Consider the following 9,922-nt stretch of genomic DNA (forward strand, 5'->3'; position numbering starts at 1 on the left):
GTCTCTAAAATAAAACAGTTGATAATCACTGATTTGGATTATCAACTATAAGCACGACTGCCTGTCGTACAAAAAGAGCTGTCATTCTTTGACAACTCGTACAGTTTCAATACCATAATATTTCATGACTTCTATTGCACTTGCACTGATTACTTCTCCTGGAATTACCGGAAGAATAGCTGGAGGACAAGATACAGTAATGCTTGAGCATATTTGTCCTAATGATTTAGAAACATCTACTTTCATGCTAGGCGCAAATAAAGCTTGGCGTACATTCATGGCTTTCTTAGCGTGTTCTAGCTTAGGAAACGAATTGAATACAACTGACTTTCTTTCAATTCCACACAAACACTTCTCTAATCGATTAAAATCCTCTTTCGTATTATATGGAGATGGCATCAATACAATATAGTCTGAATCATAAAATTCAGGATAAATATCACATTCCATTAAAAGATTTGCGATTTCATTTCCGGTATAGCCAAACTCTTTCGTTGAAATCGTTATCTTCATAGGTTCACCAGATAAAATTGTATATCCATGTTGAACTAAAGTATTCTTTAATAAATCAACACTACGAACACATTCAGACAAAGAGTTTCTAAACGTATGATCCAACACATCATTTGCCGCATCTAAAGATGCCATAATCAAATAGGATGGGCTTGTGGAAGAAAAGTATTCCATAAAATGCTTTACGTCATTTTTCCATACTTGATTCAAAGAATCACTTAAGTGAAGATAAGCTCCCCCAGTAAGTACGGGTAGTGTTTTATGAGCTGAATCACAACATAGATCAGCTCCTAAATCAATGGGGTGTAATGATTGTTCAAGAAAACGAAGATATGCACCATGCGCATTATCAATGGCAAGTAATACATTGTGGTTTTTACATACGCTAGCTAAAGACTTAATATCCAAAAGATTTCCTAAATAGTCTGGATTTGTCAGATATACGGCCGTCGGATTATTTCCAACAATTTCCTTTTCTAAATCTTTCGCATTAATCTTACAAGATAAGTAGTCACTATTTCCATAAAGCCATTCAATGTCAAAATCTAGTAGTGCTGCTGCATGAATAAAGCTTCTATGCGCATTTCTTCCTGCAAGAATCCTAGGTTTCTTCCCTTTACTTTTGGCATCTTGGCATAAGATTGTACACATTGTTTGAATACATAATGTTGATCCTTGGGTTGAGTAATAGGTTGGACATCCAAATAAGGTTGAAGCATTTTGTTCACTTTCCTTAATGATTCCCTCTGCCGCAAACAATTCATCAGCTCCAGAAATTTCTGTAAGATCCATTCCTTCAAAACCAAGAATGCCAGCACCTTTATGGCCTGGCATATGCATTCTTACAGGTGATTTTTCTTGATACGATTTTAGAAAACTAACAATCGGCGTCTTCATGATTCTTTTCTTTCATATCACGAATAATGGCTACGGCAAGTGCACACTCTAGTCGTTTACAGAATAATTCACAACCCTCTTTATATACACCTTTGACAGATCCTGTCGCATGGTAAGCATTGGCTGCACATCCTCCTGAACAATAAAGTCTTGCCCAGCAATCTGCACATTCTTTACGTGCATATACGTTGCATGATGCGAATTCATCCTGAATCTTTTTATTTGTGACACCCGTATAAATGTCACCTAATTTAAAGGCTTCTTCCCCTACAAATTGGTGGCAAGGATATAAATCTCCCCATGGCGTAACGGCCATATATTCAGTTCCTGAACCACATCCTGAAATACGCTTATAGATACATGGTCCACCTTTTAAATCAATCATATAATGATAGAAAGTAAATGGATCTTTCTTATCATCATAATCAAGCATCAACTTCGCTAAATCTTCATATTGTTTTTTCACAACTTCACAATCTGTTTCTGTTAATGCTGCAGGATCATCCGATTTGGCAACCACTGGTTCCATACTTAATTCTCTAAATCCTAAATCTAACATTTGTTGCACATCTTTTAAGAAGTCTGGATTGGCATGAGTAAAAGTACCACGCATATAGTAATTTTTACCTTCACGAGCCTTAACTAATTTTTGGAATTTAGGAACGATTGTATCAAAACTTCCCTTACCAGAATAATCCACACGATAACGGTCATGAATTTCTTTACGTCCATCTAAACTTAAAACAACGTTGCTCATTTCTTTGTTCGCAAACTCGATTACGTCATCATCGATCAACATACCATTTGTCGTTAATGTAAAACGGAAATTCTTTCCAGCTTCTTTTTCAATACTACGAGCATATGCAACTAATTGTTTAACAACATCAAAGTTCATTAGTGGCTCTCCACCAAAGAAATCTACTTCTAAGTTTCTACGAGTACCTGAATTTTCCACCAAGAAATCAAGGGCACGTTTACCCGTTTCAAAACTCATCAAAGCACGATCTCCATGATATTTTCCTTGGCTGGCAAAACAATAAGAACAATTTAAGTTACAAGTATGGGCAATATGAAGACATAAAGCTTTAATCACGCCACTTGTCTTTGCTTTTAGCTGTCCTGCCATTGGCTCATATGTATCTTCACTAAATAAACGACCTTGTTCTTTTAATTCTAAAATTTGATCGTAACACTCTTCTAATTCAGATGTTTCTACTTCAGGATATTTCTCCTTCATTTCTAGAACTAAAGCATTTTTATCCTTATCCAAAAATCCAGCAATCATATCATAGGCAATTTCATCTACCACATGAATGCTTCCTGAACAAATATCCAATACAATATTCTGATTAAACATCTTATACTGATGAATCATGTATTATTCCTCCCTCATATTTAAAAAATGCTGCCTTAAAGGCGGCATTAAAAATGCCGAATTACTTCGGCATTTCTTAATTACTTACTTTCTTTATTATTTTCGCAAGCTTGGTTTGCAATTCCACAGCTAGTTTTACAAGCTGATTGGCAAGAAGTTTGGCATTCTCCACATCCACCATTTTTTGCGCTTTCACACAAGTTACGAGTATCTACTGTATTAATATGTTTCATGATTATATACCCCCATATAAATTCCTTTTTATTTTAACACGCCAACCAAATAATATCAAATATAAAAGGCATTCCGAAGAATACCTTTATTAACTATTTAGAACTTTCTTCCTTAGTACGGAATACGTAACGACTTGTTACTGTAGCACCTTCTGGAGCACCAGAGTAAGAAGCATATTCTTTATTCATAGCTTTGATTTCATCCATTACACTCTGTAATGTTTCAAGTTCTCCAACACCTAAATCAACCTTTTCTTTTAATTGATCCAATCCTTCAGACTTGAATTGTTCATTACCTTCGTATAATTCTTTAGCACCTGAATTCAATGTTTCAAATGCTTCACCTAGTGTATCTAATCCATCAGCCATTTCATTGAATGTTCCACTCTGTCCTGCAAGTGTACCTGTTGCTTGTGATAATGCACTAGCACCACCATTTAATGTAGCACTATTAGAAGATAATGTTTTACTTCCCTGGGCTACTTGAGTAATACCTGCTTCAGATTTCTTTTGAAGTTGTGTTAATCCAGCATTTACTTGTTGAACTCCACCTAAGATACCTTCAGAACCTGCAGATAATTTCTTAGCAGCAGCTTGTAATTTTGTAACCAATTCTTTGAAATTCATTGTAGAACTTGCTGATGTATAAGTATCTAACATACTATTCATTTGACCTAATGTATTGATTGCATATTGAACATCGCCAGCTAATCCAGCAGTTCCATCTAAATTTTCACCTAAGATAAGTTTCTTTGCACCATTTAATTGGTCGTTCATAGCCGATAAAGTCCCTTTTATTTTATCAATTTCTTCATTTAATGTTTCAATATCTTTTGCTAAACCAGTTGTATCAACTTCATCAAATGACTTTAATTTACCTAAATCAACATGATTTAATAACATTCCATTTTCAGCACTTGGTGTGGCAACCTTAACAGATGAAGCATCACCTAATTTATATGCACGAATTTGAGAAGCTAATTTTGTATTTCCATCAGCTTCAGCCTTTTTAGCTGCATCTTCAATTGTACTATTTGCGTTTGTATAAGCAGCATCAATATTACCATTTGCCTTAGCTACAGCAGATGTAATTTGTGAATTAATTGCATCAATTTGATTATTAATATCTTTTACTTTATTTGTAATATCTGTATTATGTGAATCAATAATTGTTTTATCATTATTAATTTGAGCTTGCAAAGTGTAAACGTCTTTCATTACAGCTCCGATTTTTTGAGTTAATTCTCCCGTTTCTGAATTAGCTAAATTATCTAATGTTTTTACAGCTTCACCTAGTGTAGTTTGTAAAGTTGTCAATGTTTTTACATCATTACCCAAAAGTGTCTTCATACCTTCTAATGTTTTCATAGATGAAGCAACTTGATTTTGCATAGTCTCTAATTGGTCTGGAGTAATCGCATTTACTTCTGCTTCTAATTGTTTTAAACCCTCATTTAATGCTGTTGCACCATCTAATAAATTAGTTTTTCCTTGACCTAAGTTACCAGAAACTCCATTTTGAATTTGAGAAACACCCTGTGGAATTCCATACAATTGTTGGCTTCCAGCAGCTAATGTATCCACACCATTTGTATAAGCAATTAAACCTGTTTGTAATACTTTGACACCATCATTTAATTGGATTGCACCTGCAGACAATTGTCTTACTTGATCAGAAGAACCAACTAATGGAGCGGCTTGTTCTTTTAATTGAGTTGTTCCATCATACAATTGTTTAGATCCATCAATCAATTGATCATCGGCTTCAATTAATTGGTCAATTCCATCTGTTAATTCAGATACAGAACCAATGTCACCTAATTCACTTGCCAAATCAATTTCGTTTGTCATACCAACCATGATAGATCCTAAATCAAAATTATTGACATCCGCTTCTACTGTTACATCATCACTGATTCCTAATTGATTATTTACTTTGTCTAAACCTGCAGATTTTAATGTTTCATTCAAACCTGGAATATTCGCAAATGCCAACATTTCATTGGTTCCATCATTTACAATCTTACCAGATTCACACTTCACATTTGTAAAGTTACCAGTACTCATGTTCAACATTCCACCAGCTAAATAACTAGGGTGAATTACAATAGATTTACCGTTGATATTTTTAACTTCTGAATAGTTATTTGTGAAAGAAATAGTTAATTTTAAATGACCAGACTTACCTTCCATATCTTTTGCAGACATTTCTTGACCATCTAATTCATAACGAATCTTAACAGATACTGGAAGTTGTTTTGTGGCTGTTCCTTCATAATACACATCATTTCCTTTCGCATTCCATGTATATGTATTTCCGTCTTTTGAAGGTTTTTCATTTGATTTAATGTTCTTGACATCTTTTAAGTTTAAAGTTTCTTTAATATTATTAATTCCATCCTCATCATGTAACCAGCTAGATACGATTGTATCACTGATTGAACCATCTGAGTTTAATACAGAATAAACTGTTTCTGTTTTTTCTGTAGGATTTTCATCATTACTCTGTGCAAATACAGTCACTGGCATCATACTACCTGCCATAACTGCACTCAACAATACACTACCAACTACTTTTACTGTATGATTTAAATTCATATTTATTCTCCTTTCGCTTCCATGTTTGATTCTGGCCAATTCTTTGTAGTCTTTTCAATAAACTTGTGGCAGAAAATCAACAATGAAGGCAATACTAATAAGATACTTACGACTGAAATTAATGCACCACGTGCTAATAAGATAACTAATGATTTGATCAAATCCATCTTAGCTACAAAACTTACACCAATACATGCGGCGAAGAATGAGAATCCACTTGTCATAATTGACACGCTCGATTTTTCCATCGCAATCAAAGCAGCTTCCTTAACCTTCTTACCATGCGATAATTCTTCTTTAAAACGCGTTGTCATTAAGATGGCATAGTCTACTGTAGCACCCAATTGAATAGTTCCAATAACCATACTTGCGATAAATGGAAGTGTAGTTCCTGTAAAGAATGGAATACCCATATTGATTGTGATCGCAAATTCAATTGTTAGTACTAAAATGACTGGAAGTGCAAATGATTTAAATGTTAAGGCAACAATGATAAAGATCATGATTACAGATAATACGTTAACCATCGCAAAGTCTGTATCCGTTGTTGTGATCAAATCACGTGTCATACTTCCTTCACCACCAATCATACCCTTCTTATCATATTTATGAATGATGGTATCCATTTTATCTAACTGTGTATTTAATTCATCGGTTGCAGCTTTATAATCACTGTTCACAACAATTAATTTCTTTCCACCATTTTGGAAAATATCCTTTACTACACTTGGAGTAAAGTTGGATGCAAGTCCTGGACCCACAAACTCTTCATACGCTAATACGTTATGAATACCTTTTAAATCTTTGATTTCAGAACACATATTCTGAATTTCATTCGTTGTTAATGTATCATCTACTAAAACGAAATGAGTTGTTGTCATATCAAATTTATCTTTTAACTGATTTGTACCAATGATACTCGCAAAATCACCTGGCATACCAGAAATCAAATCATAATAGATATTTGTATGTGCCTGACCATATCCAAATGGAATGAAAATCAATACGAAGGCAACAAGAATCTTTTTATAATGTCTAATGACAAAACGAGGAACTCTATGTAACTCATTCAAAATTGTTTTATGTTTGTACTTTTCAATCGTCTTATCAAAGAACATCAACAAACTTGGCAAAATGAAGATAGTTGATAATACACCAAGAACTACACCTTTTGCCATAACGATACCAATATCTCTACCTAGTGTTAACTGCATAACACATAGTGCAACGAAACCAGCAATCGTTGTGATTGAACTTGAAGTAATTGAAGTAAACGTAGCTTTAATTGCCTTAGCCATAGCCTCTTCATTTGGAAGATTTTGTTTTTCTTCTTGATATCTATGTAATAAGAAGATGGAATAATCCAATGTTACAGCTAACTGTAACACAACGGCCAAAGCCTTAGTGATATAACTAATTTCACCTAAGAATACGTTTGTACCAAAGTTATAAACGATTGGGAAAATCATTCCTAACATAAATACAACTGGAGCAATCGTACTCTCTAATCCTAAGAACAATACAATCATACATAATACAACCGCAATACCTGCATAGATTGGCGTATCATGTTCTGTTTGATCTTTAGTATCTTCACTGATGGCTGACATACCACCTAAATAACAATCGTCTTTTGTATATTTTTTAATTTTACTGATCGCATTCATTGTACGCATTGACGACGTTGGCTCTTTAAACGTAACAATCATCATTGTACTGTCGCCAGAATATAACATATCCTGAATGCTTTCTGGAATCGCCTGTTTTGGAACAGAGATATCTAATACATCATCTCTCCAAATACATTTTTCAACTCCATCAATTTTATTGATCTCTTCCTTAATTTTTGCGGCCTCTTGATCAGACTTGTTGTTGACAACCAAGAAGTCTACACTCGATAAGTTAAAATCATCTCCAAGAATCTTTTGTGTTTTCATAGATTCTGAAGTTGAAGGTAAATAAGATAATAAATCGTAATTAATATTTGTATTGAAATAACCAATTGCACTTGGAATCAAAAGAACAATGGCTACAGCCAAAATCATATTACGATATTTAACTATCCATTTTGACATCTTATCCATATCGAATCACCTTTTTTCTATCCTTTCCTTTACTACGTGAAGAGTATAGTACCAAACTGACCACTAGTCAATATTTTTGTTTTATTTTTTTAAATCACCAATATACAATTGTTTTAATATGTTCAATCGGTCATTTTTAATTGTAATTTCTAAATTATTGTTTATAATAAGGATGGTGATAAGCATGAAAAGTAAGATACTTGAAAATAAAAAAATAAAAGAAAACAACCTCTTACAGGCTGCCTTTAATCTATTCACAAAAGAAGACATTACGAATGTCTCTGTTAATGATATTGTAAAAAACGCGGGGGTCGCAAAAGGAACATTCTATCTTTATTTCAAAGATAAATACCAAATACGCGATATTCTAATTCAAAAAGAAGCACATCGCCTATTTGAAGAAGCCCACAAACAATTAGAGAAAAATGATATTCGTAATTTTGAAGACTCTGTGATCTTCTTGATCAATCAAGTATTGATTCGATTAGAAAACAATCCATTGATTTTAAAATTCGTTGAAAGAAACCTATCTTGGGGCGTATTCCATGCCCAGTTAAATACGGCTATCGATAATGATAGTTTCAATTTAATCAAAGAATTTAACGAAATTGCCACCGCAAATGGATATGAATTTGAAAATTCAGAAGTCATACTCTATCTTATAGTAGAACTAACAGGAAGCACTTGCTACAACAGTATTCTTCACAGTCAGCCCCTTCCTATCGAAGAATATAAACCTATTCTTTTCGATTCCATTCGAGCTATTCTTTCCCAAGGAAAGAAAAAAAGCTAGGACAAACCTAGCGTACAATAATATAAATCATATAAATGACATATACGAGGATCATAAAGATCCCCTTTTTTCTTGTCATTGTATCTCCCTTTTTGGCAATGCCATAAATCAAAAGAGATACACCAATCAAGACAAAAGTATCAATAATATTCTGTGAAGTAGCTGCAATCGGATGAATTGTACTTGAAGTACCTAGAATAAACAAAATGTTCATTATGTTACTTCCAATCGCATTTCCTAAAGACAATCCACTCTCACCTTTTCTTGCCGCAACAACACTTGTTACTAGCTCAGGCAGTGAAGTTCCAATAGATACGACAGTTAAACCAATCAACGTATCACTCATTCCAAGCATAGCCGCAATTTGTTTTGCACTATCTACAGTGATGTCTCCACCCCAAATAATACACGCAACACCGATCACGATATAAATCAAACATTTGATTCCCGATAAAGTTTCAACTTCCTCATCCTCAACACGATTCTTTTTTGCGCTTCGAATCAAGTTCAAAATAAACAATACCAAACCAACCAAGAAGATAATTCCTTCAAAGCGATTCAACATTCCATTTAACACAAAAATCGAAAGTAAGATGCTCACTAAAATATTGATTTTTAAATCACGATTTAAAATATCCTTATCCATTAAAAATGGAGTGATCACTGCACTTGTTCCAACCACAACCAAAGTATTGAAAATATTAGAACCCACAATATTAGAAATCGCAATTTCATTACTTCCCATTAAACCAGCTGTAATACTCACACTCGCTTCTGGTAAGCTTGTTCCAAGAGCTACAATTGTCAAACCAATAATAACTGAAGGTACTTTTAATTTACGAGCCACACTTGCACTGCCATCCACAAACAAGTCTGCACCCTTCATTAAAAGGACCATACCTAATACTAATAAAAGAAATACCATTTTCTCAATCCTTTCAAAGTCACCTTATTATATCACAGGCTTAAAATAAAAGAAGAGATTTTTTCTCTTCTTATCAATCACTTAATACTTGTTTTAGACTCTCAACAGATATTGAACAAACCTTAGAAATCTCATTGACACTCATTCCATTCTTTAACATAGTCTTGTACAAAAGAACCTGCCCAAGTTCTACACCCTGTTCAATGCCTTGTTTGATTCCTAACTCAATCCCTTCAACTTTCCATTCCTTTGACTTTACCTCAAGCCATCTCTTTTCTGCTTCACACATTGAATTTCTCTTAAGCTTTCATCAACAACTTTTTAATCGATTCTTCACTTACAGAGAAGATCGATGCGATAGCTTTAATACCAAAGCCCTTGTCCATCATTTTTTGATACATCTCAAGTTCTTTTTTCTCACTACCTCGTTCAATGCCTTTTCTTATTCCTTCAGCTTCCCATTCCTTTGACTTTACTTCTAGCCATCTCTTTTCTGCTTCGCAC

Annotated in this window: 8 protein-coding genes and 1 pseudogene; 1 reads left to right on the top strand and 8 read right to left on the bottom strand. The window is 33.9% G+C overall.

The window, feature by feature from the left end:
• Positions 1-81: 81 nt before the first annotated feature.
• From Q0F04_RS10425 to Q0F04_RS10445, 5 genes are all read right to left on the bottom strand, one after another.
• On the bottom strand, positions 82-1,410 hold the full coding sequence (locus Q0F04_RS10425; RefSeq protein WP_295753050.1) for an aminotransferase class V-fold PLP-dependent enzyme: 1,329 nt from the start codon (positions 1,408-1,410) through the stop codon (positions 82-84).
• The gene (scfB, locus tag Q0F04_RS10430; RefSeq protein WP_295753052.1) at positions 1,391-2,785 is read right to left on the bottom strand and encodes a thioether cross-link-forming SCIFF peptide maturase; all 1,395 of its coding nucleotides are present in this window, start codon (positions 2,783-2,785) and stop codon (positions 1,391-1,393) included. Before scfB ends, Q0F04_RS10425 begins: the two co-directional genes overlap by 20 nt.
• An 80-nt stretch (positions 2,786-2,865) precedes the next feature.
• Positions 2,866-3,018: a six-cysteine ranthipeptide SCIFF gene (gene scfA, locus Q0F04_RS10435; protein WP_003865538.1), complete on the bottom strand. Its 153-nt coding sequence runs from the start codon at positions 3,016-3,018 to the stop codon at positions 2,866-2,868.
• 93 nt (positions 3,019-3,111) lie between these two features.
• Complete coding sequence (locus Q0F04_RS10440) at positions 3,112-5,616, bottom strand: hypothetical protein (RefSeq protein ID WP_295753053.1); 2,505 nt, start codon at positions 5,614-5,616, stop codon at positions 3,112-3,114.
• A gap of 2 nt (positions 5,617-5,618) precedes the next feature.
• Positions 5,619-7,700 carry an MMPL family transporter gene (locus Q0F04_RS10445; RefSeq protein WP_295753055.1) on the bottom strand — a complete coding sequence of 694 codons (2,082 nt, stop codon included), beginning with the start codon at positions 7,698-7,700 and terminating at the stop codon, positions 5,619-5,621.
• Positions 7,701-7,884: 184 nt separating this feature from the next.
• On the opposite strand from Q0F04_RS10445, the gene Q0F04_RS10450 reads away from it, so the two are divergent.
• Positions 7,885-8,493, top strand: coding sequence for a TetR/AcrR family transcriptional regulator (locus Q0F04_RS10450; protein ID WP_295753057.1), 609 nt, complete (start codon positions 7,885-7,887; stop codon positions 8,491-8,493).
• A 7-nt stretch (positions 8,494-8,500) separates the two neighbouring features.
• Here Q0F04_RS10450 and Q0F04_RS10455 read toward each other — a convergent pair whose 3' ends face one another.
• From Q0F04_RS10455 to Q0F04_RS10465, 3 genes and pseudogenes are all read right to left on the bottom strand, one after another.
• Positions 8,501-9,418 (bottom strand): calcium/sodium antiporter, encoded by a 918-nt coding sequence (locus Q0F04_RS10455; protein ID WP_295753059.1) that lies wholly within the window; start codon positions 9,416-9,418, stop codon positions 8,501-8,503.
• A 73-nt stretch (positions 9,419-9,491) separates the two neighbouring features.
• A complete protein-coding gene (locus Q0F04_RS10460) occupies positions 9,492-9,707 on the bottom strand; it encodes a hypothetical protein (RefSeq protein ID WP_295753062.1) in 216 nt (71 codons plus the stop codon).
• Between the two features lie 10 nt (positions 9,708-9,717).
• Positions 9,718-9,922, bottom strand: a pseudogene (locus tag Q0F04_RS10465) (hypothetical protein); the annotation flags it as partial.

This window comes from uncultured Holdemanella sp. (assembly GCF_934772795.1).
Taxonomy (GTDB): Bacteria; Bacillota_I; Bacilli_A; order Erysipelotrichales; family Erysipelotrichaceae; genus Holdemanella.

Bases quoted from the DNA above. Each gene is read 5' to 3' on its own strand.
- Q0F04_RS10425 (WP_295753050.1), bottom strand. From the start codon at position 1,410: ATGAAGACGCCGATTGTTAGTTTTCTAAAATCGTATCAAGAAAAATCA.
- scfB (WP_295753052.1), bottom strand. From the start codon at position 2,785: ATGATTCATCAGTATAAGATGTTTAATCAGAATATTGTATTGGATATT.
- scfA (WP_003865538.1), bottom strand. From the start codon at position 3,018: ATGAAACATATTAATACAGTAGATACTCGTAACTTGTGTGAAAGCGCA.
- Q0F04_RS10440 (WP_295753053.1), bottom strand. From the start codon at position 5,616: ATGAATTTAAATCATACAGTAAAAGTAGTTGGTAGTGTATTGTTGAGT.
- Q0F04_RS10445 (WP_295753055.1), bottom strand. From the start codon at position 7,700: ATGGATAAGATGTCAAAATGGATAGTTAAATATCGTAATATGATTTTG.
- Q0F04_RS10450 (WP_295753057.1), top strand. From the start codon at position 7,885: ATGAAAAGTAAGATACTTGAAAATAAAAAAATAAAAGAAAACAACCTC.
- Q0F04_RS10455 (WP_295753059.1), bottom strand. From the start codon at position 9,418: ATGGTATTTCTTTTATTAGTATTAGGTATGGTCCTTTTAATGAAGGGT.
- Q0F04_RS10460 (WP_295753062.1), bottom strand. From the start codon at position 9,707: ATGTGTGAAGCAGAAAAGAGATGGCTTGAGGTAAAGTCAAAGGAATGG.